The following is a 26,086-nucleotide window of genomic DNA, read 5'->3' on the forward strand; positions in this document are numbered from 1 at the left end:
CCACGTGCTCGCCGGCGAGCGCGCGGGTGAGGTTGCCGGGCTTGAGACCGTTGACGATCTGGATCGAGCGGACGTGCGTCGCGTGCCGCATGAGCTCCAGCACCGGGCGCTCGACGATCAGGTCGGGCAGGTCCCGCTCGATGAGCTCGTCGACGGTGATCTCGGGGATCAGGGTCGCCGACGGGTCGTTCTTCGGGTTCGCGGTGTAGAGACCGTCCTCGTCCTTGACGAAGATCATGTTCTTGCAGCCGTAGGTCTCGGCGACCAGGTAGCAGCCGGCGTCGGTGCGGTAGGGCGGGATGACGCCCCTCGTCGGGTAGCGGCTGCCACATCGCGTACGGCGGCATGCCGGCGAAGATCGCCGCGCGGACCTCGGACAGCGACAGCGGCAGCGCGTCGAACCCGCCCCCGGCGACGACCGGCACCCCGTGCCGGGCCATCAGGTAGCCGAGCATGGTGGCGTTCTGCCCGGCGACGGCGCTGCCGACCGAGCTGAGCACGCCGGTGGGCAGGCCGAGCTCGGCGGCCAGGGAGTACGCGTGCCGGGCCCGGGTGCCGCCGCCGGTGCCGATCAGCAGCCGGTGCTCCGACCGGGCCTCCAGCAGCTCCTCGACGAGCGGGAACACCGCCTCGCGGCCGCGGTCCATGAAGCTCTGCCCGCCGACCTTGACCACGGACACGTCGGGCAGGACCCGGGTGTCGGGGGTCCGCTCGGTGGCCGCGGCGAGCTCCGGGTCGTCGAGCGACCGGGTCAGCAGCAGCGACTCGAGCTCGGCCGCGCTCGCGGCGTGCGTCATCGCATCTCCTCGTGTTCCGATGCGCGCGCCCGGACGGGCGGCGCGGTCCAGCGCGAACCTAGCGACTCCGGGTCGCGTCGTGCCCGGCGGCGCCACGGGCACCTCCGGCCGGGCTGCGGCACCGGCTCCGGGCGCCGCGCCGTCGGCGCGGCCGGTCGTGCACGACCGGCCCGCATACGCTGATCGCGACGCCGTCCGGGTGATCCATGCCACTGTGCGGCGCCCGTTCCGCAGCTCCGCCCTCTCCCGCACTCGGCCCCCGCACCCGCGGTGCACCCCACCACGTGCGGCGCCGCACGGGTTCCGGTTCCGCCGCACACCCCCGGACGTGTGCGGTGCGCTCGGAACCTGTGCGGCGCGGGTCCGGTGGGGGCGGCGACCGCCCGGCGTCGAACCGGCCCGGCGCGGGCGGTGCGCCGGACGCGGGCGGGGCGGCCGAACGCGAGCGGGGCAGGGCGGCGCGGGTGTCTCAGGCGCGGAGGCGGAAGGTGCCGGTGGGCGCGTCGAAGGCCAGCTCGTCGGTGTCGAACGCCGCCCCGACCGCACCGGAGGCGGCCAGCTCGCCGGGCGTCCCCGTGTGCAGCGCGCCCGCGCCGTCGAGCAGCCAGGCCCGGTCCGCCAGACGCAGTGCCGGCTCCAGGTCGTGGGTGGACAACAGCACCGCGAGGTCCTGCTCCCCCGCCAGCCGGCGCAGCGTCCCGAGCAGCGCGACCCGGGAGGAGACGTCGAGGAACGCGCTCGGCTCGTCGAGCAGCAGCAGCGACGGCTGCTGGGCCAGTGCGCGGGCGACCATCATCCGCTGCCGCTCGCCGTCGGACATCCGGGCCAGCGGGCGTCCGGCCAGCGGGCCGGCGCGGATCGCGTCGATCGCGGCGTCGACGGCGGCCTCGTCGTCGGCGGTGAGCAGGCCGGTGGCGCCGGTGTGCGGCAGCCGCCCCAGCTCGACGACGTCGCGGCCGGTCAGCTGCCCCGGGTCCGGCCGGTCGGTCAGCACCACCCCGACCCGGCGGGCCCGCTCGGGCGGCCGCAGCCCCAGCAGGTCGGTGCCGTCGAGGGTCACCGCCCCGCCGAGCGCGGGCTGCAGCCCGGCGAGGGTCCGCAGCAGCGTGGACTTGCCCGCGCCGTTCGCCCCGAGCAGCACGGTCAGCTCGCCGCGGGCGGCGACGGCGTCCACCCCGGACAGCACCGGGCGCACCCGGCCGCGGCGCAGCGCCCCGCCCTCGGCGTACCCGACGACGAGCCCGGACAGCACCAGCCCGGCGCTCACCAGGCCGCGCCCAGGCGTCGGGAGCGCAGCAGCACCGCGATCACGACCGGTGCCCCGACCAGGGAGGTCACCACGTTCAGCGGGACCGTGCCCAGCCCCGGCGGGTTCGCGACGACCGCGCAGGCCAGCCCGACCAGCGCACCGGTCAGGGCGGTGGCCGGGACGAGCACCCGGTGCCGCGAGGTGCCGACCGCCATCCGGGCCAGGTGCGGCACGGCGATGCCGAGGAACCCGATCGGCCCGCAGAACGCGGTGACCGTCCCGGCGAGCACGGCGGCGACGAGCAGCACGACCACCCGTACCCGGGCGACGTCGACGCCGGCGGTGCGGGCGTAGTCGTCGCCGAGCAGCAGCCCGTCGAGCGGCTTGGCCAGCACGACCACCGCCAGCAGCCCCGCGGCGACGATCCCGCCGAGGACCGGCAGCTCGCCGCGGCCGACGCCGGACACCGAGCCGAGGCCCCACATCAGGTACTGCTGCGCGGTGCGCGGGTCGGTCCAGACCAGCAGCAGGCTGACCACCGAGGTGACCGCCGACCCCAGCATCACGCCGATCACGAGCAGCGCGGTGACGGACCGGGCGAACCGCGACAGGGCCAGCACCAGCGCGAGCACGGCGGCGGCACCGACCGCCGCGGCCGCGACGGTCGTGAGCCGCCCCCCGACGACCGGTGCGGCCCCGAGCCCGCCGGTGGCGAACGCGGCGGTCCCCGCGGCCGCGCCGAGCGTGGTCACCAGCGCGACGCCCAGCCCGGCCCCGGCGCTGACCCCGAGCACGTAGGGCTCGGCCAGCGGGTTGCGGAACAGGGTCTGGGTGAGCAGCCCCGCGGTGCCCAGCCCGACGCCGACGGCCGTCGCGGTCACCGCCCGCGGCACCCGCAGGTCGGTGACGAGCAGGTCGAGCCGGGCGTCGGGGGTGCCGATGCCGAGCAGCGCCGACAGCGTCCGGTCGAGCCCGATCACCACCGACCCGGTCGAGACGGCGAGGGCGAACAGCACGACGACCCCGGCGGCGAGCAGCGCCAGGACCAGCGGCGCCCGGCGTCCCGAGCGCTGCCCGGCCCGGTCCGGGGCCCGGGTCGCCGGAGCGGGCGACGCCGGTGCGGCCGGCCTCATCCGGCGGGCACCTGCCGGTAGTAGGTGAACGCGTGCCCGGGCAGGGCCTGCGGGTGCAGGATCGCGACGAGGTCGGCGAGGATCTCGTCCTGGTGGAGCGCGCCGCGCTCGTAGAGGGCGTTGCCGCCGTCGGCGGTGGTGGCCCGGTCGCGGGTCCACAGCTGCCCGCCGGGGCGGGCCGCGGCGAGCGAGGACAGCCGCGGGTCAAGCGTCGCGACGTCGGCGGTCGTGGCGAACGGGCCGTCGGCGAGCCAGACGCGGGCATCGCCGTCGTCGGCCAGCACCCGCTCCAGCGACTGCGCCTGGGTGCCGGTGCCGGGCATCCCGGCGCCCAGCCAGGTGGCGCCGGCGTCGCGGAACAGGATGCCCGCGGTCGACTCGGCGGCCGGGACGTTCCAGGTGCCCTGGTAGGGCTGCCCGGCGACGATCGGGGTCGGCGGCAGGCCGCGCACGCGACCGGCGAGGTCGGTGTAGCGGCCCGCGATGCCGTCGAAGACCTCCGCGGCGCGGGCGTCCTGCCCGGTCAGCGCACCGACGACCTTGATCCACTCGGCCTGGCCGAGCGGACCGGTCTCCAGGTAGTCCGCCCAGCCGACCACCGGGATGCCGGCGGCGGCCAGCGCCGGGAAGGCCGGGTCGTCGGTCCCCGCCGACAGCACGACCGGCGGCGCGGCGGCGACGACGGCCTCGGCGTCGATCGTGGAGTTCGGCGCGAAGTCGACGGCGGCACCGGAGTCGACGCGCGCCCGCACGGCCGGATCGGTGACCAGCGCGGCCCCGCCGACGCCGGTGATCCGGTCGAGCCCGCCCAGCTCGGTGATCATCGGCAGCTGGGTGGTCGAGCCGGCGAAGATCCCGCTCACCGGGGTGTGCACCACCGGGGCCCCGGCGAGCGCCGCGGGCAGCGCCGGGTCGCCCTGCTCGCAGCCGACGAGCACGACCGACTGCGGCTGCCCACCCGGGAAGGGCGTGCGGACGGTCAGGACCCGGTAGCCGTCGCCGCCGGTGATCGTGACGTTGGTGGCGTGGGTGAAGGCGACCGTGTCGTCCGGGGCGGACGCGGCGCCGGGCACGCAGTCCTGCGCCGCCGCGCCGGTCCCGCCGGGGGCCGGCGGTGCCACGGCGGGTGCCGAGCACCCGGCGACGAGGGCCAGTGCGAGCAGGGCCGCGAGGACCCACCGAGGACGCGTCACCTGAACAGTCTCACATATGTGGATCAGGCCCCGACGAAGTCGGAGAGCCCGTCCAGGAGCCGGTCGACGTCGGCGTCGTCGGTGTAGCAGGCCAGCCCGATCCGCAGGGATCCGGTGTCCCCCAGACCGAGCCGCCGCGAGCACTCCAGCGCGTAGAACGACGAGGCGGGCGCCGCGATCCGCCGCTGCGCCAGGTGCCGGTAGGCGTCGGCGGCGTCGAGGTCGTCGAAGGTCACCAGCAGGGTCGGGGTCCGCCGCGCCGCCCGGGAGCGCACCGTGACCCCGGGCAGGGCGGCGAGGTGGGTCTCGATGCGCTCGCGCAGCGGCCGCTCGTGCTCCTCCACCGCGGCCATCGACGCCTGCAGCCGCGCCCGGCGGTCCCCGGTCGCCGACGGGTCCAGGGCGGCGAGGAACTCGACGGCGGCGGTGGTCCCGGCGAGCAGCTCGTAGGGCAGGGTGCCGAGCTCGAAGCGCTCGGGCACGGCGTCGCTCGACGGTGCCAGCTTCGCCGGGTGCAGGGTCTCCAGCAGCGCCGGGTCGGCGGCGAGCACCCCGCAGTGCGGGCCGAGGAACTTGTAGGGCGAGCAGGCGTAGAAGTCGGCGCCGATCGCGGCGACGTCGATCGGGGCGTGCGCGGTCAGGTGCACGCCGTCGACCATGAACAGTGCCCCGGCGGCGTGCACGGCGGCGGCGATCGCGGGCAGGTCGGGGCGGGTCCCGACCAGGTTCGACGCCCCGGTCACCGCGACGAGCCGGGTGCGGTCGGACAGCAGCGGCGTCACGTCGTCGAGCTCGGTGGTGGCGGGGTCGAAGTCGAGCCACCGCACCGTCACGCCGGCCGCCTGCGCCGCGGTCACCCAGGGGCGGATGTTCGCGTCGTGGTCGAGGCGGGTCACGACGATCTCGTCGCCCGGGGACCAGGTCGCGGCCAGCGTGCGGGCGAGGTCGAAGGTCAGCGCGGTCATGCTGCGCCCGAACACGATCCCGCGCGGGTCCGCGCCGAGCAGGTCGGCCGTCGCGGCGCGGGCGCCGAGCACGATCGCGTCGGCGGCGCGCTCGCCGCTGGTGACCGTCCCGCGGTTGGCCAGCGGGGAGGTCATGGCGGCGGCCACCGCCCCGGCGACGGCGTCGGGGACCTGGGAGCCGCCGGGCCCGTCGAAGTGGGCGATCCCGGCGCGCAGGGCGGGGAAACGGCTGCGGACGGCGGCGACGTCGTAGCTCATGGCCGGAACCCTGTCACGACGGCGCCCCGGACGCGCCCGGGCAACGATCACATGTCGTCGGGGTGTCGTACCGCCCGTGTGGGTGACACGCGGGCCATGATCCTCGGCATGTCGAGGTCCTGGGAGCACTCGCGCGGGCGCCACACCCCACGCCGGCGGCGGCGCTCGGTGCACCGTCGCACCTGGGCGGTGCTCGCCATCTCGCTGGTCGCGCTGGTGGCGCTGCTCGCGGGCGGGACCGCCGCGATGGCGGGCGGCCGGATCGGCGACGGCGTCGGCTCGCTGGCCCGCAACCTCGCGGGCGCCGTCGACCGCCTCCGTCCGGCGCCGGCCGTGCCGCCCGCGCCCCCGGTCCCCGAGGTCCTCACCAGCGTCCCGGCCGGCGGTGCCCCGGTCGCCCCGCGCAGCCCGGTCCGCACCGAGGTCAGCACCGGGACCCTCGACGGGGTCGCGCTCACCGCCGACTCCGATGACGGGCCGGTCACCGTCGCGGGCACCCTGTCCCCCGACGGCCGCAGCTGGACCGCCACGGAGCCGCTGGACCTCGCCACCACCTACCACTGGTCGGGCAGCTGGGTGCTGGGCCCGAAGGACCGGCGCCCGGTGCCCGCGGCCCCGTTCACCACCGTCGACCCCGACGACACCGTCGACGCCACCATGAACATCCGCGACGGCGGCGAGGTCGGCATCGGCGCCCCGGTCGTGCTCACCTTCGGCGAGAAGCTCCCCGACGCCGCGAAGGCCACCGTCGAGCGGGCGCTGAGCGTCACCGCGTCGCGGAAGGTCGAGGGCGCCTGGGCGTGGCTGCCCGACACCGCGGAGGGCTCGCGGGTGCACTACCGCCCGAAGGCCTACTGGCCCGCGCACACGCAGGTCCACGTGCGGGGCGCGCTGCGCGGACTCGACCTGGGCGACGGCACCTTCATGACGAAGGACCTGGACCGGACCTTCACCGTGGGGCGCAGCCAGATCGTGAAGGCCGACACCCGCAGCCACGCGATCGTCGTCGTCCGCGACGGCAGGGAGGTCGCCCGCTACGACGCCTCCTACGGCCTGGAGTCCGACCCGCGCCGGGTGACCCGCTCCGGCATCCACGTGGTCATGGCCAAGTCGGAGAAGGTGCTGATGAGCAACCCCGACTACGGCTACGTCGACGAGCCCCAGTTCTGGGCGGTCCGGATCTCCAACAACGGCGAGTTCATCCACGCCAACCCCGCGTCGTCGTGGGCACAGGGCAACCGCAACGTCAGCCACGGCTGCGTCAACCTGTCCACCCGCGACGCCAAGGAGTTCTTCGCGAGCGCCGTGTTCGGCGACCCGGTCGAGGTGACCGGCAGCTCGCAGCCGCTGACCGCCCGCGACGGCGACCTGTACGACTGGACGATCCCCTGGGACGAGTGGCGCTCGCTCAGCGCGCTGTCCTGACCGCACCCCCGTCCCCGGTGGTCCGCCCGCGGGGACGCCTCCGCACCGAACCGGACCGTCTGGTCCGGGACCGATCGGTCCGGTACCGTGGCCCCATGGCTCGCACCCCCGCCCCGGGCACCCGGGAGCGCATCCTCACCACCGCGTCGCGCCTGTTCTACGCACACGGGGTCCGCGCGATCGGGATGAACCAGATCATCGCCGAGGCGGGCACCGGGAAGAACCTGCTCTATCAGCACTTCACCACCAAGGACGACCTGGTCGCCGACTACCTGACCCGGGTCCGCGAGCGCCGCTCGGACGCGGTCCACCGGGCCCTCGACGCCGCGGGCGACGACCCGCGCGCACGGCTGGTGGCCCTCGTCGCCGAGATCGGGGACCTGGTGACCCGCACGGGCTCCCGGGGCTGCGCCTTCCGGAACTACCTCGTCGAGTTCCCCGACGACGGCATCGCCGGGGACACCCCGGCCGCGGTCGCCCGGGGGCACCTGGCCGACGTCCGGTCGATCGTCGAGCGGCTCGTCGGCGAGCTCGGGGCCGACGACCCCGACCGGCTCACCGGAGAGCTCTGCCTGATCACCGACGGGCTGTTCATGCAGGCCGCCCACCGCGATCCGGCCGACGTCCGGCGTGGCGCCGACGCCGCCGTGGCGCTCACCCGCCGCCTCGTCGGCGCCTGACCATCCGCTGAACCACTCGCCGTACCACCCCGCACTGTCCGCACGTCACCCCGGACCGATCGGTCCGCTTCGAGAGGACGACCATGCCCGCCCCCAGACCCGGTGTCGTCCTGCTCATCACGTCGGCGGCGGCGTTCCTGTCCAGCCTCGACCTGTTCATCGTCAACATCGCCTTCCCCGACATCCGTGCCGCGTTCCCGGGCACCGACCTCGGGCAGATGTCGTGGATCCTCAACGGATACACGGTGGTGTTCGCGGCGTTCCTCGCCCTCGCCGGGCGGCTGGCCGACCGCGTCGGCCACAAGCGGATCTTCCTGGTCGGCCTCGCCGTGTTCACGCTCGCGTCGGCCGCCTGCGCGATGGCGCCGAGCGTGTGGTCGCTGGTCGCCGCACGGACGGTCCAGGCCGTGGGCGCGGCCCTCGTCATGCCCACCTCGCTGTCGCTGCTGCTCACCGCCCACCCGCCCGAGCGCCGCAGCCGGGCCGTCGGAGCCTGGGCCTCGATCGGGGCCGTCGCCGCGGCGCTGGGACCTCCCCTGGGCGGGCTGCTCGTGCAGGCGTCGTGGCACTGGGTGTTCCTGGTCAACGTCCCGGTGGGGGTCGTGGCGCTGGTGGCCGGGGCACGGGCGCTGCGCGAGTCCGACCTCGAACGCACCGGGATGCCCGACCTGCTCGGCGCCCTGGCACTGGTCATGGGCATCGGCGCGCTCGCCTGGGCCCTCGTCCGCGTCCCCGACCGGGGCTGGCTCTCCACCGAGGTGCTCGCCGCCGCCGGGGTCGCGGTCCTCGGCCTCGTCGCCGTCGTCGTGCGGTCGCGGCGGCACGCGGTCCCGGCCCTGGACCTCGCGGTCGTCCGGGTGCCGTCCGTGGGGTTCGCCGCGCTGACGATGGTCGCGTTCACCTGTGGTTTCGCCGGCATGCTCGTCGTGAACGTCCTCTACCTGACCGGAACCTGGGGCTGGACGGCGCAGGCCGCGGGCCTGGCGCTCGCGCCGGGGCCGATGGTCGTGGTGGTCGTCTCGCGGCTCGCCGGGCGGCTCGCGGCGCGGATCGGGGTCGGTCCGACGGCGGGGCTCGGCGCCCTGTCCTTCGCGGCCGGGCCCCTCTGGTGGCTGGCCCACCTCGGCCTCACCCCCGACTACGCCGTCGGCATGCTCCCCGGACAGCTGCTGACCGGGCTCGGGGTCGGGCTGATCCTGCCCACGCTCTCCTCCGTCGTCGGCTCCGCCCTGCCCGCCTCGCAGTGGGGCTCGGGGTCGTCGCTGATCAACACCGCCCGCCAGGTCGGGTCGGTGCTGGGGGTCGCCCTGCTCGTCTCGGTGATCGGCGCACACACCACCGGTCTGCCATCGGAGTTCGGCGCGGTCCGGGCCGGGTGGGTGCTCCTGGCCGGGTCGGCCGGCGTCGCCGCGCTGCTGGCGCTCGTACTCGCCGTCGCCGAACGGCGGCCGGCGCCGGTCGTCGACGGCGGGGTCCCCGGCCTGACGCCGGTACGCCCGGGCGCGGAGGGCGCCGGCGCACCCTGACCCGTCACCGCCGCCCGGTCACCGGATCCGGCGCTCCTGCCCGGCCCACGCCTCGTCGCGCAGCACGAACTTCTGGATCTTCCCGGTGGAGGTCTTCGGCAGCTCGGCGAAGGTGACCCGCTTGGGCGCCTTGAACCGCGCCAGCCGCCCGCGCACGTGCTCGACGATCTCGTCCTCGGTGGCGCTCTCGCCCTCGCGCAGGGTCACCCAGGCGGCCGGGACCTCGCCCCACCGCTCGTCGGGGACGGCGATCACCGCGACCTCCAGCACGGCCGGGTGGTCGGCGATGGCCTGCTCCACCTCGACGCTGGCGATGTTCTCCCCACCGGAGATGATCACGTCCTTGGAGCGGTCGCGGAGCTCGACGTAGCCGTCGGGGTGCATGACGCCGATGTCGCCGGTCCGGAACCAGCCGTCCGGCGCGGCGTCGCGGGTGGCCTGCTCGTCGTCGAGGTAGCCGAGCATGACGTTGTTGCCGCGCAACGCGATCTGGCCGGTCGTCTCCCCGTCGGCGGGGACGTCGGCGCCGTCGTCGTCGATCACCCGGACGGCGCAGGCGATCATGTTCCCGACGCCCTGGCGGGCCTTCATCCGGGCCCGGGCGTCGGCGTCGAGGTCGTTCCACTCCGGACGCCAGTCGCAGATCATCGCCGGGCCGAAGGTCTCGGTGAGCCCGTAGAGGTGGGTCACCTCGAACCCGAGCTCGGCCATCCGGCGCAGGATCGCTGGGCTCGGCGGTGCTCCCCCGGTCGCGACGGCCACCGGGGTCTCCACCGGCCCGGCCTCCGGCGCGTAGGCGATCATCGACAGCACGGTGGGGGCGCCGTTGAGGTGGGTGACGCCCTGGTCGCGCACGAGCTCCCAGATCCGGGACGGCTCGACCCTCGGCAGGCAGACGTGGGTGGCGGCGGCCGCGGTGACCGCCCAGGGGAAGCACCAGCCGTTGCAGTGGAACATCGGCAGCGTCCACAGGTGCACCGACGACGCGGTCAGCCCGGTGTGGCCGACCATCGCCAGCGCCTGCAGGTAGGCGCCCCGGTGGTGGTACATCACGCCCTTCGGGTTCCCGGTGGTCCCGGACGTGTAGTTGACCGACAGCAGGCCGCGCTCGTCGGCGGGCCGCACCGCGGTGGGCTCCCCCCGGGCGACGAGGCGCTCGTAGTCCGGGCCGACCCGCACCGTGTGCGGCGGGGTGTCGAGGCGGGCGAGGACCTCCGCGACGAGGTCGTCGAACACCGGGTCGGCCACCAGCACCGAGGCGCGGGAGTGCTCCAGGATGTAGGCGACCTCGCCCGCCGACAGCCGGGTGTTGACCGCGACCAGCGCCGTCCCCGACCACGGGACCGCGTGCGCCGCCTCCAGCCCGACGTGGGTGTTCGGCACGAGGACCGCGACCGGGCGCCCGTCGTGCAGCGCGGCGAGCGATCCCGCCAGGCGCCGGCAGCGGTCGCGGAACTCGGTGTAGGTGAACCGCAGGTCGCCGTCGACGACCGCGACCCGGTCGCCGTGCGCCGCCGCGGCCCGGTCGAGGAACGCCGTGGGGGTCAGCGGCTCGTAGGACAGGTCCACCAGGTCGGCCGGGACACCCGCCGGGTGGACGGGGACGGGAGCCTCGTCGGTCATCCCCCGAGCCTCCCCGGCAGCGCCCGGGCACGCAATCGCCCCGCCCACCCGGAGATCCGCCGCCCGCCCGGGGCCACTGCCTGCCCGGGGGGGCCACCGTCCGCCCGGGGGGCACCGTCGGCCCGGGGGGCACCGTCCGCCCGGGGGGGGGACCGTCGGCGCGGTGACTCGCAGCCCGCGCGCGATGTGCAGCCTGCGCGGTGATCCGCGCCCACACAGTGATCCGCTTCCCGCGCGGTGATCCACCGTCCGCGCGGTGATCCGCTCCGCGCGTGCGTCCGGACACGCGCGGGCCGCGGATCTCCGCGCGCACTGTCGATCACCGGTTCGGCCGACCACCGACCACCGGCCCCGCCGATCACCGCACCGTCGGCTACCGGCACCACCGACTGTCGGCACCGTCGGCTGCCAGCACCGCCCGACCACGGGCACCGTCGACCACCGACCACCGGCACCACCGACCACCGGCACCACCGACCACCGACACATGGCACCGTCGGCTACCGGCACCGTCGACCACCGGCTCGGCGGCGGCCCTGTCCCCGTCGTGGCGGGCTGGGTTACGTTCGCAGTGGCAACGAGGCTCGTCGGGAGGCGGACGCAATGGCGTGGGACTTCAGCACCGATCCGGAGTTCGAGGAGAAGCTGAAGTGGATGCGCGGCTTCGTCCGCGACGAGATCATCCCGCTGGAGACCCTCGACCTGGACCGGGAGACCTTCGCCCGGATCACCGCCCCGCTCAAGGAGCAGGTCAAGGAGCAGGGTCTGTGGGCGGCGCACCTGCCCCCGGAGCTCGGCGGCGGCGGGTTCGGCCAGGTCTCCCTCGGGCTGATGCACGAGATCCTCGGCCAGTGCCGCTACGCGCCGGGGGTGTTCGGCAACCAGGCCCCCGACTCGGGCAACGCCGAGCTGCTCGCGATCGGCGGGTCGCCGGAGCAGAAGGAACGCTGGATGCACCCGCTGCTGCGCGGTGAGCTGCGGTCCTGCTTCTCGATGACCGAGCCCGGCGCCGGCGCGGACCCGACGATGCTGTCCACCCGGGCCGTGCGCGACGGCGACGACTACGTCATCAACGGTCACAAGTGGTTCTCCTCGAACGCCACCGGCTCGGACTTCCTGATCGCGATGGTGGTGACCGACCCGGACGCGCCGCCGTACCAGCGGGCCTCGATGATCGTCGTCCCGACCGACACCCCGGGCCTCGACGTCGCCCGCGACATCCCGGTGATGGACCACCCCGACGTCGGCGGCGAGATCTACGGCGGCCACGCCGAGGTGTTCTACCGCGACGTCCGGGTACCGGCGACGAACCTCGTCGGCAACCCCGGCGACGGGTTCCGGCTCGCCCAGCAGCGGCTCGGCCCGGGGCGCATCCATCACGCGATGCGCTGGCTGGGCCAGTCCCGGCGGGCGTTCGACATGCTCTGCGAGCGCGCGGTGTCGCGGACGGCGAGCGGCACGCGGCTCGCCGACAAGCAGATGGTGCAGGACATGATCGCGCAGTCGGCGGCGGACATGGCCGCGGCGCGACTGCTGACCCTGCACGCGGCGTGGACGATGGACCAGGTCGGCGCCTCGAACGCCCGGATCGAGATCGGGATGATCAAGTACTGGGGCGCGAAGGTGCTGCACGACGTGATCGACCGTGCGATCCAGGTGCACGGCTCGCTGGGCTTCTCCGGGGACCTGCCGCTGGAGCAGATGTACCGAGCGGCCCGGGCCGCGCGCATCTACGACGGTCCCGACGAGGTGCACAAGGAGTCCGTCGCGCGGCGCATCCTGCGCGGCTACACCCCGGTGGAGGTCCCCACCGAGCACGTCCCGACCCGCACCGAGGCCGCGCGCCGCAAGTTCGCGGAGTACCTGGACACCGCGGCGGCGAACGCCTGATGCCTCAGGCCGGCGTGGACTTCCGCGCCGGCCCGGAGGCGAGGTCGGCGCGGTAGTCCGCGACCAGCGCGTTCATCGCGGTGAGGAAGCGGGCCGCGGCGGCGAGCTCGTCGTCGTCGAAGCCGGCGAGCACGGCGTCCATCCGGGCACCGAGCGGGCCGAAGAACGCCCCGCCGACCTCGGCGGCGTTCTCGGCCTGGCGCAGGGTCACCCGCCGCCGGTCGGTGGACTCGCGGCTGCGGCGCACGTGGCCGGCGCGCTCCAGGCGGTCGACGAGCGCGGTCGTCGCACCGGTGGACAGCCCGAGCCGGGCACCGAGGACGCCCGGGGTGAGCGGTTCGCCCGCGGAGTCCGCGCGCATCACCGCGAGCAGCGCGTGCAGGTCGGTGGGGTGCAGCCGGTGCCGCCCGGCGAACTCCTGGCCGAGCAGCTCGGCCTCGCCCGCGTAGTCCTGCAGCAGCGCGACCAGGTCCTCACGTCGCGTCCGGGCAGGCATGCCGACGAGCCTAGTCGCGTGCGGCGACATACCGGGCGCGGGTCAGCGCTCCGGCCGGCGCGGCGGCGTACCGGGCGGGGGTCCGGCGCGGCGGCGTACCGGGGCCGGGTCAGCGCCCCGTCCAGCGCGGCGGGCGCTTCTCCAGGAACGCCGCGATCCCCTCGGTCTTGTCCGCGGACCGGTCGATCGCCGCCGAGGCGATCTCGGTGGCGTTCCAGCCGCGCTCGTCCGGCTCGGACACCACACGTTCCAGCGCGCGCAGCGACACCGACACCGCCAGCGGCGAGTTCTCGCACACCGCGGCCGCGAGCGCCAGCGCCGCCGCCTCCGCCCCGCCCGGCTCGACGAGCTCGGAGACCAGGCCCAGGGTGTACGCGCGCTCGGCGTCCAGCGGGCGCCCGGTGACCAGCAGCTGCTTGGCGATGTTGAGCGGCAGCGGCCGCGGCGCCCGGAACAGCGCCCCGCAGTTCGCGACCAGGCCACGGGCGACCTCGGGCAGCCCGAACCGCGCCGTCGTCGACGCGACGACCATGTCGCAGGCCAGCACGATCTCGAACCCGCCGCCGTAGGCGACGCCCTCGACGGCCGCGATCAGCGGGCGCCGCCGGTCCCGCCGGACGACGCCGTAGTTGCCGCCGCGCGGCGTCGGCCCGCCGGAGCCCGCGGCCAGGTCGGTGCCCGCGCTGAACGCCGTCGCGTCCCCGGCGAGCACGCCGCACCACAGGTCCGGGTCGTCGTCGAGGGTGTTGAGCGCCTCGTCGAGCCCGGCCGTCATCGCCGCGTCGACGGCGTTGCGCTTGTCCGGCCGCGTCATCCGGATCAGGAGCACGTGTCCGTGCCGCTCGGTGGTCACCCGTGTCCCCGTCATGCCGTCCGTCACGATCGTGACTGTAGGTGGGGAGCGGGCCCGGGCGTTCGTACTGTGGTGATCGTGTCCCGCAGCAAGCGCGTCCCGACCGCGGCCGTCCTGTCCGTCCCGCTCGCCCTGACCGGGGCCCTCGCCGCGCTCGGCGTGCACGTGCGCCGCAACATGGGGGCCCGCGCGGGCGAGCTCCACCGGATCGCCTCCGGGTCGCCGAACGCCGTCGACGGCGTGTTCGCCAACACCGAGCCGGGTCTGCCGCGGGCCAAGGCCTCGGCCCGGATGATCCTGAACATGCTGGTGGGCCGCCTGTCCGAGGGCGTCGCGCCGGCCACGGTGCCGCTCGCGCCGCTGCGGACCCCCGACGCGCCCGCCGGGCTGGCGGTGACCTGGCTGGGCCACGCCGGGGTGCTGCTGGAGATCGACGGCCGACGGGTACTGGCCGACCCGGTCTGGTCGGAGTACGCCTCCCCCGTGCCGCGCTTCGGGCCGCGCCGCCTGCACCCGCCGGTCGGGCCGCTGTCCGCGCTGGGGTCCCCGGACGTCGTCGTGATCAGCCACGACCACTACGACCACCTCGACCGCCTGACGGTCACCGCGCTGGCCCGCGACACCTCCGCGGTGTTCGTCGGCCCGCTCGGGGTGGGCGCGCACCTGCGGGCCTGGGGCGTGCCCGGGCACCGGGTCGTCGAGCGCGACTGGGAGGGCGTGGTGACCGTCGCCGGGCTGGAGCTGACCTGCCTGGAGACCCGGCACTTCTCCGGACGCGGGCTGCGCCGCAACACGACGCTGTGGGCCGCCTGGAAGGTCGCCGGGCCGCGGCACACCGCCTACCTGGGCGGGGACACCGGCGCCACCCGGGCGCACGCGCGCACCGGGGCCGCGCACGGCCCGTTCGACCTGACGGTGCTGCCGATCGGCGCCTACGCCGACCTGTGGCCCGACATCCACGCCGACCCGGAGCAGGCCGTCGCCGCGCACCGCAAGCTGGGCGGCCGGGTGCTGCTGCCGATCCACTGGGCGACGTTCAACCTGGGCTTCCACCCGTGGGACGAGCCCGCCGAGCGGGCCCGCAAGGCCGCCGCCGACCAGGACGTGGTCCTGGCCCTGCCGCGCCCGGGCGAGCGGATCGACCTGACCGGCGTCACGACCGTCGACGACGCCCGCGCCGCGGTTCCCACCGAACCGTGGTGGCCGACCGCGCGCTGATTCGCGTCACGTTCACCGCTGACCCTTTTCGCCCATTCCCGTCGCCCGGACGCCGTATCCCCCGACCGGAAACGACGGCGCCGGACTATTTCCGGGTAGGGGTTCGACAGGTCGGTTCGGCATCCTTTATCGTTCTGCCCGAAGAATCGGTTCCGGCTCCGACCGGGCGATTCCCGTCTCCGGCCGATCCGGTGATTCCCCCGTGGAAGGAATGACGACGTGGCGCAGCAGACGACCATCACACTGGTCGACGACCTCGACGGCACCGAGGCCGACGAGCAGGTGGAGTTCTCCGTCGACGGCCGCGCCTACGAGATCGACCTGTCCACCAAGAATGCCGAGAAGCTGCGGGAATCGTTGGCGCCCTACGTCGCGGCCGCCCGTCGCGGGTCCGGTCGGCGCAGTCCCGCTTCCGGCGCCTCGTCGTCGAACGGTTCCAGCGCCTCGGAACGCGCCGCGAACCGCGCCGTGCGGGAATGGGCGGTGGCCCAGGGCATGAAGATCTCCGAGCGCGGGCGTATCCCGTCCTCGGTTCTCGAGGCCTATCAGAACGCGCACTCCTGACCGCTGCCGCCGCCGGGGTCGCCCCGGATGGCAGGATCGGGCCGACGAGAGACGTGCGCCGGGCGATACGCGGCGCGCCCCGACGGAGAGGCCCCGATGTACCCAGGCACGCATGCCGCGACGACCCCCGACAAGCCGGCCGTGATCATGGGGGGCTCGGGCGCGACCCTGACCTTCCGTGAGCTGGAGGAGGGGTCCGCCCGGCTCGCGAACCACCTGCGTGCGGCCGGTCTGCAGCGGGGCGACGTCGTCGCGCTCGTCGCGGAGAACACCGCGCGGGTCTACGAGGTGTACTGGGCCGCCCAGCGGTCGGGGCTCTACATCACCGCGGTGAACCACCACCTGTCCGCGCCCGAGGCGGCCTACATCGTGCGGGACTGCGGCGCGAAGGCGCTCGTCGTCTCCGCCGGTGTCGCCGGTCTGGCCGCGGCGATCGAGGACCACGTCGACACCCCGGTGCGGCTGGCCTTCGGGGGCGAGATCCCCGGTGCGTCGCGTTACGCCGACTACGACGAGACCCTCGCCGCGGTGTCCGCCGAGCCGCCGGCCGACCAGCCGCGCGGCGCGGACATGCTCTACTCCTCGGGCACCACCGGCCGCCCCAAGGGCATCAAGCCGACGCTGCCCGACCGGCAGGTCGACGAGCCGGGCGACACCTACCAGGCCCTGTTCGGGTCGATGTACGGCTTCGACACCGACACCGTCTACCTGAACCCGGCCCCGCTCTACCACGCCGCGCCGCTGCGGTTCACCGCCACGGTGCAGGCGCTCGGGGGCACCGTCGTGGTGATGGAGCGCTTCGACCCCGAGAAGGCGCTGGCGCTGATCCAGAAGTACTCGGTCACCCACTCGCAGTGGGTGCCGACGATGTTCGTGCGGATGCTCAAGCTCCCGGAGTCCGTCCGCGCCTCCTACGACGTGTCCTCGATGCGGGTCGCGATCCACGCGGCCGCGCCGTGCCCGGTGGACGTCAAGCAGGCGATGATCGACTGGTGGGGCCCGGTCCTGCACGAGTACTACGCCGCGACCGAGTCCAACGGCATCACCTTCATCGACTCGGCGCAGTGGAGCGAGCGTCCCGGCTCGGTCGGGCGCGCCGGGCTCGGCACCATCTGGATCGCCGACGACACCGGCGCCGTCCTGGCCCCGGGCGAGATCGGGACGGTCTACTTCGAGCGCGACGTCCGGCCGTTCGAGTACCACAACGACCCGGGCAAGACCCTCGCCGCGACCCACCCCGAGCACGAGAACTGGACCACCACCGGGGACCTGGGCTACCTCGACGAGGACGGCTACCTCTTCCTCACCGACCGCAAGGCGTTCATGATCATCTCGGGCGGGGTGAACATCTACCCGCAGGAGGTCGAGGACGCCCTCGCGCTGCACCCGAAGGTGCTCGACGTCGCCGTCATCGGGGTGCCCGACGACGAGATGGGCGAGAAGGTCAAGGCCGTCGTCCAGCCCCCGGAGGGCGTCGACGCCGGCCCGGAGCTGGAGCGCGAGCTGATCGACTTCGTGCGGGAGCGGATCGCGCACTACAAGGCGCCGTCGTCGGTGGACTTCACCGACTTCCTGCCGCGCACCCCCACCGGCAAGCTGGTCAAGCGGGAGCTGCGCGACCGCTACGTGTGATTACGCCACTCCCCCGCGTCGCCCGCGGCGCGGGGGAGGTCAGGTGGCCCGGCGGGCGTAGCGGGCGCGGGTCCAGGCGGCGACCAGCGCCAGCGGCACCGAGGCCACCAGGGCGGCGGCGAACAGCGGGGCGAAGCGCCCGGCGTCGGCCAGCGGGGCACCCAGCGTGGTCCCGGCCGAGCTGCCCAGGAACAGCAGCGTCGCGAACAGCGCGACGGCGGTCGCGCGGGCCTGCGGGACGACCTCGGTCGCCCAGGTCTGCAGGGTCGAGTGCAGGAACGCCCACGCCCCACCCAGGCAGAGCCCGGCCGCGGCGACCGTCACCGGGTGCACGACGACCAGCGGGAACACCCAGGCGACGACGAGGAACCCGCCGCCGGTGCCGGCCAGCGCGGCCGGGCGCAGGCGCCCGACCAGGCGTCGCACGACCCGGGAGAACAGCACCGCGCCGACGCCGTAGCCCCCGGCGGCGAGCCCGGCGAGCGCGGCGGAGCTGCCCCCGGCCTGCAGCGACGGGGCCAGGTAGGTCAGCACCCCGAGCACGACGGCGCCCTCGACGAAGGCGAGCGCCAGCACCAGCCGCGCCCAGCCGTTCCCGGCGACCGCGGCCAGCGGGCGGAGCACCGCGTCGACGATCCCGCGCGAGGTGGTGCGGGCGCCGTCGGGTTCGGGCAGCGCCCGCAGCGCGACGAACAGCACCGCGCAGCCGGCCGCCGTCGTCCCGAGGACGACGCGCCACCCGGCCAGGTCGGCGAGCAGTCCCGCCCCGGCCGTGGCGACGGCGGTGCCGAGCGCGGTCGCGGCGAGCAGGTCCGACAGCGGCCGCTGCCGGACCGCGGCGGGCCAGGTGTCACCGACGTAGACCAGCGCCGCCGGGATCAGCGCCGCCGTGCACGCGCCGGTGACGACCCGGGCGACGACCAGCACCGCCAGCGTCGGGGCCAGCACCGAGGCGACCCCGCCCAGCACCGCGCCGACCAGGGCCAGGCGCATCACCCGGACCCGGCCGATCCGGTCGGACAGCACCCCCCACACGACCTGCATGAGGCCGTAGGCGAGGAAGTAGCCCCCGGCCGCACCGGCCGCCGCGGCCAGCGGCGCCGAGAACGACGCGGCGATCGGCACCAGCAGCGGCGCGATCGCGAACCGGTCGACGGTGCTCGTCAGCGACGCCAGCTGCAGCAGCCGGAGCCGCCGGGTGCCGTCGGGGACGGCACCGCCGGGGTCGGCTCCGTCGGGGTCGGCTCCGTCGGGGTCGGCTCCGTCGGGGGTCGTGCTCACCGGCGTCACCCTGCACGGCGGGCCGTGATCTTGCCCCACCGGGGTGAGCGGGACCACAGTGGCGGGGCAGTCGAGGCTCGGGAGGCCACCGGTGGGCACGATCACGGGACACGGGATGACCGCGGCGGACATCGTCGCGCGGCACGCACGGACCGCACCGGACGCTCCGGCGCTGGCCGACCCGCGGACGTCGCGGACCTGGGCGCAGCTCGACGACCGGGTGTCCCGGCTGGCGACCGTGCTCGCCGACCGGGGGGTCGACCGCGGGGACCGGGTCGCGGTGCTCGGGCTCAACTCCGTCGAGCTCGTCGAGAGCTACCTGGCGGTGCTGCGTCGCGGCGCGATCTGCGTGCCGCTGAACTTCCGGCTGACCGCGGGCGAGGTCGCGTTCCAGCTGACCGACTGCACCCCGGTGGCGGTGCTGTGCGACGACGCCTTCGCCGCCACGGTGGAGTCGGCGCGGGAGCAGGCCCCGTCGGTGCGGACGGTGCTCACTCTCGGCGACGGGTTCGACGCACTGCTCGCCGGGACCGGTCCCGGCGACTGGGGCGACGACGTCGCCGACGACGAGCCCGCCTACATCATGTACACCTCGGGCACGACCGGCCGCCCGAAGGGCGCGGTGCTGACCCACCGCAACCTGATGCTGCACGCGTTCCTGTCGATCACACACCTGGGCACCGCGGGCGACGACCGGGTCTCGATGTCGGGGGCGCCGCTGTTCCACATCGCCGGGCTGTCCGGGATGCTCCCGACCCTGATCGCGGGCGGCCGGGTGATCATCCCGCCGTCGGGCGGCTTCGACCCGGTCGCGACGGTCGACACCCTGGAGCGGGAGCGGGTGTCGTCGTGCTTCTTCGTCCCGGCGCAGTGGCAGGCGATCTGCGCCGTGCCCGGCATCGCGCAGCGGGACCTGTCGGCGCTGCGCCGGATCACCTGGGGTGCCGCTCCCGCGTCGACGACGCTGATCCGCACCATGATCGACACGTTCCCGGAGGCCATGGTGGTCACCGCGTTCGGGCAGACCGAGTGCAGCCCGGTCACCTGCGCGCTGCGCGGCGAGGACTCGGTGCGCAAGATCGGCTCGGTGGGGACGCCGATGGTCGGCGTCGAGGTGCGGGTGGTCGACGCGGAGATGAACGACGTGCCGCGCGGCGAGGTCGGCGAGATCGTCTACCGCGGTCCGACCGTGATGCGGGAGTACTGGGGCCGCCCGGAGGCGACGGCCGAGGCGTTCCGCGGCGGCTGGTTCCACTCCGGTGACCTGGTGCGCGAGGACCCGGACGGCTTCTACTACGTCGTCGACCGCGCGAAGGACATGATCATTTCCGGCGGGGAGAACGTGTACAGCGCCGAGGTCGAGGAGGTGCTGGCCGCGCACCCGGGCGTCGCCGACGTCGCGGTCGTCGGGGTGCCCGACGCGCGCTGGGGCGAGACCCCGCTCGCCGTGGTCGTGCCCGCCGACCCCGCGGCCCCGCCGGACCTGGACACGCTCACCGCGTGGTGCGCCGACCGGCTGGCCCGCTACAAGCAGCCGAGCCGGCTCGCACTGGTGGAGGCGTTGCCGCGCAACCCGTCGGGCAAGGTGCTCAAGACCGAGCTGCGCCGGGTCCACGGGTCCGTGTGAGACGAACCCGCTCGCGTCGGCGGCGGTGGGACGCCTAGCGTCGCGGGGGTGTCCGTCGTGGAGTCCGTGAACACCGGGGTGTCCCGTCCGATCCTCGCCAAGGCGGGGGCCTCGGGCATCGACAAGCGGCCGGTACCCGGTCCGGTCCGGGTGGACGTCCCGGCGCCCGCGGCGAGCGGGCTGGCCGGCGACACGATCTGCGACGCCGACCACCACGGCGGCCCGGACCAGGCCGTCTACGCCTACGCCCGGGAGGACCTGGAGTCCTTCGCCGCCGAGCTGGGCCCGCTGCGGGCGGGGATGTTCGGGGAGAACCTCACCACCCGCGGCGTCGACGTGTGCGGCGCGGAGCTGGGCGAGCGCTGGCGGGTCGGCGGGGTGCTGCTGCAGGTGACCGCGCCGCGCATCCCGTGTCGGACCTTCGCCGCGCACCTGGAGCGGGCGGGCTGGGTGAAGCGGTTCACCGCGGCCGCCCGCCCCGGCGCCTACCTGCGGGTCCTGTCCCCCGGCGAGATCCGCGCCGGCGACGCCGTGACCGTCGAGCACCGGCCCGGGCACGGCGTCACCGTCGCCGACGCGTTCCGGGCGCTGCTCGCCGAGCCGGCCCGGCTCCCGGACCTCCTGGCCGCGGGTGAGCACCTGCTGCCGGAGATCCGGGAGACCGTCACGAAGCGGACCGCGTCCCGGCGCTGACCCGGCCGTAGCGCATCCCCATGGCCGTGCGGACCGCGTCGAGCGTCTCGTCGGCCAGCGCGTTGGCGCGGGCGTTGCCGCGGGCCAGCACGTCGTCGACGAGCCCGGGGTCGCGGGCCAGCTCGGCGCGCCGCGCGCGGTGTCCGGCGAGGTGGTCGTTGACCGCGTCGGTGGTGAGCCGCTTCAGCGCGGCGGCCCCGTCCAGGGTCGCGGCCAGCTCGTGCGGGTCGCGGCCCAGGCACAGGGCCGCGGTCGTGAGCAGCCCGTACACCCCGGGCCTGCCGTCCGGGTCGACGGTGATCCGCCGCTCGGGGTCGGTGCGGGCGCGGCGCACGAGCGCCGCGGTCTCGTCGGCGGTCGCGCCGAGCGGGACGGCGTTGCCGCGGGACTTGGACATCTTGTGCCCGTCGAGCCCGGGCAGCTCCGGGGTCTCGGTCAGCATCGGCTCGGGCGGGGTGAACACCGGGCCGTAGCGCTCGGCGAAGCGCCGGGCCAGCACCCGGGTGAGCTCGATGTGCGGGAGCTGGTCCTTGCCCACCGGCACGAGGTCGGCGCGGCAGGACAGGATGTCCGCGGCCTGGTGCACCGGGTAGGTCAGCAGCAGCCCCGACAACGCGCGCCCGGACGCGGCGTGCTCGGCCTTCACCGTCGGATTGCGGTGCAGCTCGGCCTCGGTGACCAGCGACAGGAACGGCAGCATGAGCTGGTTCAGCGCGGGCACCGCGGAGTGGGCGAACACCGTCGTGCGGTCCGGGTCGAGCCCGGCGGCGAGCTGGTCGAGCACCGCGCCGCGGACGTGCTCGGCCAGCCGGTCGGCGACGTCGCGGTCGGTGATCACCTGGTAATCGGCGAGGATCACCAGCACGTCCACTCCGGACCGTTGCAGCCGGACGCGCTCGGAGATCGTGCCCACCAGGTGCCCCAGGTGCAGCGGGCCGGTCGGCCGCTCCCCGGTCAGCACCCGGTGCGACGACGGGTCGGCGGCGACGGCGGCACGCAGCGCGGGCATCCGGGCGACGGTGGCGGCGAGGGAATCCATGATCAGCTCCTGGGAACGGGGAGCTGCACGAGACACACCGGTTGCCGCCGGGCTGCTCGGGCAGCCCGGGGTGACGGTGACGTGCGTCTACGCGGCTGCGGGGAGCAGCCGCCACCAGACGGGACGGGAGGAACGCACGGGGGCACCTTACACCCGGTCAATCGACAATCGTTATCATCACCGGCATGGCCGACCGTCGCGTTCCCGTCACGATCCTGTCCGGCTTCCTCGGCGCGGGGAAGACGACGCTGCTGGAGCACCTGCTCGCGAACCGCGCGGGCAGGCGGATCGCCGTCGTCGTCAACGACATGAGCGAGGTCAACATCGACGGCGCGCTGGTCGACCTGCACCGCAGCCAGGAGAAGCTGGTCGAGCTCACCAACGGCTGCATCTGCTGCACGCTGCGCGAGGACCTGCTGACCACGGTCGGCGAGCTGGCCGCGGAGGGGCGCTACGACCACGTCGTCGTCGAGTCGACCGGGATCTCCGAGCCGATGCCGGTCGCGGCGACGTTCGAGTGGACCTTCGACGACGGCACCGCGCTCTCCGACGTCGCGCGGCTGGACACGATGGTCACCCTCGTCGACGCCTCGACCTTCGAGACGCTCCTGACCAGCGAGGACTCGCTCGCCGACCGCGAGCTGCAGGCGGCGCAGGGCGACGAGCGGACCCTGTCGGACCTGCTCGCCGACCAGGTCGAGTTCGCGGACCTGCTGGTGCTCAACAAGACCGACCTCGTCGCGCCGCACGCGCTGGGCCGGATCGAGGCGCTGCTGTCGCGGATGAACCCGGGCGCCCGCCTCGTGCGCGCCGTGCGCGGGGACGTGGCGGTCACCGACCTGCTCGACACCCGTCGTCACGACCCGGCGGCGGCCGCGGCGACGCCGGGCTGGGCCCAGGAGCTGAACGGCTCGCACACCCCCGAGACCGAGGAGTACGGGATCGCGAGCGTCACCTGGCGGGCGGCGCGCCCGTTCCACCCGGCGCGGCTGCTCGACGCGCTCGGCGAGTGGCCGGGCCTGCTGCGCAGCAAGGGCTTCTGCTGGCTGGCGACCCGGCCCGACGTCGCCGGGATGTGGTCGCAGGCCGGCCCGAACATGGCGCTGGACCCGGCGGCGCCGTGGTCGTCGTTCGACGGGCCGCGCGGGCAGGAGATCGTGTTCATCGGGCTCGGCCTGACCCGCGACGCCGTCACCGCGCGCCTCGACCCGGCCCTGCTCACCGACGACGAGCTGCTCGCCGGGCCCTGCTCCTGGCGCGACCTGGACGACCCCCTGCCCGCCTGGGACCTCGACGACCTGCACGACCACGGGATCCACGAACACGCGCCCGCGGCCGGGTAGCGTCCGGGCACGTGCCCGACCTCACCCCGGACGAGTTCCGCGCCCTCGGCCACCTGTTCGTCGACGCCGTCGCCGACGCCCGCGCCGGGATCGAACGCCACCCGGTCCGCGACGTCGTCGAGCCCGGCACCGTGCGGGCCCGCTTCCCCCGCGAGGCGAACGAGGACCCCGAGCCGCTCGCGGCGTTCCCGTCGCTGGTCGAGACCGTCACCGGTGACGCCGACACCCGCTGGCAGCACCCCGGGTTCCACGCGTTCTTCCCGGCGAACGCCTCGCTGACCTCGCTGCTCGGCGAGCTGCTCTCCGGCGGCGCCGGGGCGCAGGGGATGCTCTGGTCGACCTCGCCCGCGTGCACCGAGGTGGAGCAGGCGGTCACCGACCAGCTGGCCAGGGCGCTCGGGCTGGACGAGACGTTCACCCACGACGGCGGCGGGGGCGGCTCGATCCAGGACTCGGCGTCCTCGGCGGCGCTGGTCGCGCTGACCGCCGCGCTGCACCGGGCCGCACCGGACCCGGACTCCGGCTGGCGGGTGCGCGGGGTGACCGGCCGGGAGCGCGTCTACGTCACGGCCGAGACGCACTCGTCGCTGGCCAAGGCGGTGCGGGTGGCCGGGCTCGGCTCCGACGGGCTGCGGACCGTCCCGTGCACCCCGGGCTCCCGGGCGATGGACCCGGCCGCGCTGGCCGACACCCTCGCCGCGGACGTCGCCGCCGGGCTGGTCCCGGTGCTGGTGTGCGCGACGGTCGGGACGACCTCGACCGGGTCGAGCGACCCGGTCGCGGCGCTGGTCACGGCGGCGCGGCCGTACCGGGCCTGGGTGCACGTCGACGCCGCGTGGGCGGGCGTCGCGGCGCTCTGCCCGGAGCACCGCTGGGTGCTCGACGGCGTGAACCCGGGCCCGGGGCCCGGCGTCGACTCCTTCTGCACCGACGCCCACAAGTGGCTGCTCACCGCGTTCGACGCCTCGCTGCTCTGGGTGCGCGACGCCCGCGCGCTGCCGGCCGCGTTGTCGATCACCCCGGCCTACCTGCGCGACGCGCACTCCGACTCCGGCGCCGTCGTGGACTTCCGGGACTGGCAGGTCCCGCTCGGGCGGCGGTTCCGGGCGCTGAAGCTGTGGGCGGTGCTCCACGGCCAGGGGCTGTCCGGGCTGCGGTCGCACCTGCGCGGGCACGTGGACCTCGCCGCCGAGCTGGCCGAGCGGGTCTGCGGGCACGACGACCTGGAGCTGGCGTGCGCACCGGTGCTGTCACTGGTCTGCCTGCGCTCGCGCTCCGGCGACGCCGCGACCACCGCGCTGCTGGAGCGGGCCAACGCCGACGGACGGGTGCTGCTCACCGGCACCGAGGTCGACGGGCACCCGGTGGTGCGGGTGGCGTTCGGCGGGGTCACCACGGGCCGCGAGCACCTCGACATCGTGTGGGATGTCCTGTCTGCCCGATCGTGACCGCCATGGGTAAGGTTCGCCTGTCCACCCGGAAGGGTGTACTGACCTGATCCCCCGGCGCCCGGTGCACCCCGCCCGCACGGGTCCCGTCGAAAGGACCGCCCCCATGCCCCGACCCCTGCTCCGCGCGCTCGCCGCGTGCGTGGTCCTGCTGCTGGCACTCGCCGGCTGCTCCTCCGGGGGCTCCGGCGACGCGGCACAGCCCGCCCCCGCCGGCGACGCCCCCACCGGAGCGTTCCCGGTCACCCTCACCCACGCCTTCGGGCAGACGACGATCCCCGCCGCGCCGCAGCGGGTCGTGACCGTGGGCTTCAACGACGCCGACTTCGCCCTCGCCCTCGGCGTGAAGCCGGTCGGGGTCCGCGAGAACATCGGCGACTACGACTACGCGAAGCGCCCCTGGGCGCAGGAGGCACTCGGCGGGACGCAGCCGCAGCTGCTGACCGGGTCCGAGATCCCGGTCGAGCAGGTCGCCGCGCTCAAGCCCGACCTGATCCTCGGCGTCTACTCCTTCATGGACCAGGCGACCTACACCGCGCTGTCGCAGATCGCGCCGACCGTCGCCCAGGGCACCCCCGACGGCACGAACGCCGCGGGCTGGGAGGAGCAGACCCGCATCACCGGGCAGGCCACCGGCCGCACCGAGCAGGCCGAGCAGGTCATCACCGCGACCCGCGCGACGTTCGACGAGGCCAAGGCCGCCCACCCCGACTTCGCGGGCAAGAACCTCAAGATGGACTTCTTCATCGAGGGCGTCCCCTACGACATGGGCACCGACGACCTGCGCGCCCAGATCTTCGCCGGCCTCGGCTTCACCGTCCGGCCGGACTCGCAGACCCTCTCGCTGGAGCGCCAGGGCGACCTCGACAGCGACGTGCTCGTGGTGCTGGGCCGGTCGCGCGCCGAGTCCGAGGCCGACCCGGTGTTCCGCGCGATCCCGGCGGTCCAGCAGGGCCGGGTCGCCTACCTCGGGCCGTTCGAGACCGAGTTCGCCGCCGCGCTCGGCTACTCCAGCCCGCTGTCGCTGCCCTACGCCATCGACACCGTCGCGCCGCAGCTCGACGCGGCGCTCAAGGGCCAGGCCCCCGGCAACTGACGCCGGCCGTGCACCGGTGGACGTGGACGTCACGTCCACCGGTGCCCCGCCGGGACC

General features: G+C 75.1%; 21 protein-coding genes and 2 pseudogenes. 12 read left to right on the plus strand and 11 right to left on the minus strand.

Translation table 11 applies throughout. From position 1 onward, the window contains the following. The 6 genes and pseudogenes from KPL57_RS50235 to KPL57_RS50255 all read right to left on the minus strand — a co-directional run. Positions 1-238, minus strand: a pseudogene (locus tag KPL57_RS50235) (uridine kinase); the annotation flags it as partial. Between the two features lie 220 nt (positions 239-458). Beyond that, positions 459-797: pseudogene (locus tag KPL57_RS72980) on the minus strand (uridine kinase); the annotation flags it as partial. Between the two features lie 469 nt (positions 798-1,266). After that, positions 1,267-2,064: an ABC transporter ATP-binding protein gene (locus KPL57_RS50240; RefSeq protein ID WP_226357466.1), complete on the minus strand. Its 798-nt coding sequence runs from the start codon at positions 2,062-2,064 to the stop codon at positions 1,267-1,269. Continuing rightward, positions 2,061-3,179 carry an iron ABC transporter permease gene (locus KPL57_RS50245; protein WP_226357467.1) on the minus strand — a complete coding sequence of 373 codons (1,119 nt, stop codon included), beginning with the start codon at positions 3,177-3,179 and terminating at the stop codon, positions 2,061-2,063. Before KPL57_RS50245 ends, KPL57_RS50240 begins: the two co-directional genes overlap by 4 nt. Further along, the gene (locus tag KPL57_RS50250; RefSeq protein ID WP_226357468.1) at positions 3,176-4,372 is read right to left on the minus strand and encodes an ABC transporter substrate-binding protein; all 1,197 of its coding nucleotides are present in this window, start codon (positions 4,370-4,372) and stop codon (positions 3,176-3,178) included. The genes KPL57_RS50245 and KPL57_RS50250 overlap by 4 nt, the downstream gene beginning before the upstream one ends. 23 nt (positions 4,373-4,395) lie before the next feature. Further along, complete coding sequence (locus KPL57_RS50255) at positions 4,396-5,595, minus strand: cysteine desulfurase-like protein (protein ID WP_226357469.1); 1,200 nt, start codon at positions 5,593-5,595, stop codon at positions 4,396-4,398. A 108-nt stretch (positions 5,596-5,703) separates the two neighbouring features. On the opposite strand from KPL57_RS50255, the gene KPL57_RS50260 reads away from it, so the two are divergent. The 3 genes from KPL57_RS50260 to KPL57_RS50270 all read left to right on the plus strand — a co-directional run bounded on the left by KPL57_RS50260 (position 5,704) and on the right by KPL57_RS50270 (position 9,226). Continuing rightward, entirely contained in the window at positions 5,704-7,020 is a 1,317-nt protein-coding gene (locus KPL57_RS50260) for an Ig-like domain-containing protein (RefSeq protein ID WP_226357470.1), read from the plus strand. A 95-nt stretch (positions 7,021-7,115) separates the two neighbouring features. Further along, entirely contained in the window at positions 7,116-7,700 is a 585-nt protein-coding gene (locus tag KPL57_RS50265; protein WP_226357471.1) for a TetR/AcrR family transcriptional regulator, read from the plus strand. Between the two features lie 83 nt (positions 7,701-7,783). Further along, the gene (locus KPL57_RS50270; RefSeq protein ID WP_226357472.1) at positions 7,784-9,226 is read left to right on the plus strand and encodes an MFS transporter; all 1,443 of its coding nucleotides are present in this window, start codon (positions 7,784-7,786) and stop codon (positions 9,224-9,226) included. 18 nt (positions 9,227-9,244) lie between these two features. Here the strand turns inward: KPL57_RS50270 and KPL57_RS50275 are convergent, their stop codons facing one another. Then, positions 9,245-10,849 (minus strand): AMP-binding protein, encoded by a 1,605-nt coding sequence (locus tag KPL57_RS50275; RefSeq protein ID WP_226357473.1) that lies wholly within the window; start codon positions 10,847-10,849, stop codon positions 9,245-9,247. Positions 10,850-11,452: 603 nt separating this feature from the next. Here KPL57_RS50275 and KPL57_RS50280 point away from each other — a divergent pair. Beyond that, positions 11,453-12,739, plus strand: coding sequence for an acyl-CoA dehydrogenase family protein (locus tag KPL57_RS50280; protein WP_226350676.1), 1,287 nt, complete (start codon positions 11,453-11,455; stop codon positions 12,737-12,739). A 4-nt stretch (positions 12,740-12,743) separates the two neighbouring features. On the opposite strand, the gene KPL57_RS50285 is transcribed toward KPL57_RS50280, so the two are convergent. Together KPL57_RS50285 and KPL57_RS50290 are read right to left on the minus strand one after the other, a co-directional pair. Continuing rightward, positions 12,744-13,235, minus strand: a complete 492-nt coding sequence (locus KPL57_RS50285; RefSeq protein WP_226350675.1) for a MarR family winged helix-turn-helix transcriptional regulator — start codon at positions 13,233-13,235, stop codon at positions 12,744-12,746. Positions 13,236-13,344: 109 nt separating this feature from the next. Continuing rightward, a complete protein-coding gene (locus tag KPL57_RS50290) occupies positions 13,345-14,115 on the minus strand; it encodes an enoyl-CoA hydratase-related protein (protein ID WP_226350674.1) in 771 nt (256 codons plus the stop codon). A 51-nt stretch (positions 14,116-14,166) separates the two neighbouring features. On the opposite strand from KPL57_RS50290, the gene KPL57_RS50295 reads away from it, so the two are divergent. The 3 genes from KPL57_RS50295 (at position 14,167) to KPL57_RS50305 (ending at position 17,502) form a co-directional block, all read left to right on the plus strand. After that, complete coding sequence (locus tag KPL57_RS50295; protein ID WP_226350673.1) at positions 14,167-15,306, plus strand: MBL fold metallo-hydrolase; 1,140 nt, start codon at positions 14,167-14,169, stop codon at positions 15,304-15,306. A 219-nt stretch (positions 15,307-15,525) separates the two neighbouring features. Further along, complete coding sequence (locus tag KPL57_RS50300) at positions 15,526-15,870, plus strand: Lsr2 family protein (protein WP_226350672.1); 345 nt, start codon at positions 15,526-15,528, stop codon at positions 15,868-15,870. A gap of 96 nt (positions 15,871-15,966) precedes the next feature. Next, positions 15,967-17,502, plus strand: a complete 1,536-nt coding sequence (locus tag KPL57_RS50305; RefSeq protein ID WP_226350671.1) for an acyl-CoA synthetase — start codon at positions 15,967-15,969, stop codon at positions 17,500-17,502. Between the two features lie 39 nt (positions 17,503-17,541). Here KPL57_RS50305 and KPL57_RS50310 read toward each other — a convergent pair whose 3' ends face one another. Continuing rightward, the gene (locus KPL57_RS50310; protein WP_226350670.1) at positions 17,542-18,783 is read right to left on the minus strand and encodes an MFS transporter; all 1,242 of its coding nucleotides are present in this window, start codon (positions 18,781-18,783) and stop codon (positions 17,542-17,544) included. A gap of 115 nt (positions 18,784-18,898) precedes the next feature. On the opposite strand from KPL57_RS50310, the gene KPL57_RS50315 reads away from it, so the two are divergent. Together KPL57_RS50315 and KPL57_RS50320 are read left to right on the plus strand one after the other, a co-directional pair. Then, positions 18,899-20,410 (plus strand): long-chain-fatty-acid--CoA ligase, encoded by a 1,512-nt coding sequence (locus tag KPL57_RS50315; protein WP_226350677.1) that lies wholly within the window; start codon positions 18,899-18,901, stop codon positions 20,408-20,410. A 48-nt stretch (positions 20,411-20,458) separates the two neighbouring features. Next, positions 20,459-21,103 carry an MOSC domain-containing protein gene (locus KPL57_RS50320; protein ID WP_226350669.1) on the plus strand — a complete coding sequence of 215 codons (645 nt, stop codon included), beginning with the start codon at positions 20,459-20,461 and terminating at the stop codon, positions 21,101-21,103. Here the strand turns inward: KPL57_RS50320 and trpS are convergent. Then, on the minus strand, positions 21,075-22,142 hold the full coding sequence (gene trpS, locus KPL57_RS50325) for a tryptophan--tRNA ligase (protein WP_226350668.1): 1,068 nt from the start codon (positions 22,140-22,142) through the stop codon (positions 21,075-21,077). The genes KPL57_RS50320 and trpS overlap by 29 nt on opposite strands. A 185-nt stretch (positions 22,143-22,327) precedes the next feature. On the opposite strand from trpS, the gene KPL57_RS50330 reads away from it, so the two are divergent. From KPL57_RS50330 to KPL57_RS50340, 3 genes are all read left to right on the plus strand, one after another. Further along, the gene (locus tag KPL57_RS50330) at positions 22,328-23,485 is read left to right on the plus strand and encodes a GTP-binding protein (RefSeq protein ID WP_226350667.1); all 1,158 of its coding nucleotides are present in this window, start codon (positions 22,328-22,330) and stop codon (positions 23,483-23,485) included. 11 nt (positions 23,486-23,496) lie between these two features. Continuing rightward, positions 23,497-24,933, plus strand: a complete 1,437-nt coding sequence (locus tag KPL57_RS50335) for an aspartate aminotransferase family protein (protein ID WP_226350666.1) — start codon at positions 23,497-23,499, stop codon at positions 24,931-24,933. Positions 24,934-25,039: 106 nt separating this feature from the next. Continuing rightward, positions 25,040-26,029: an ABC transporter substrate-binding protein gene (locus KPL57_RS50340; RefSeq protein WP_226350665.1), complete on the plus strand. Its 990-nt coding sequence runs from the start codon at positions 25,040-25,042 to the stop codon at positions 26,027-26,029. Positions 26,030-26,086 lie beyond the last annotated feature (57 nt).

This window comes from Pseudonocardia sp. ICBG601, assembly GCF_020496245.1.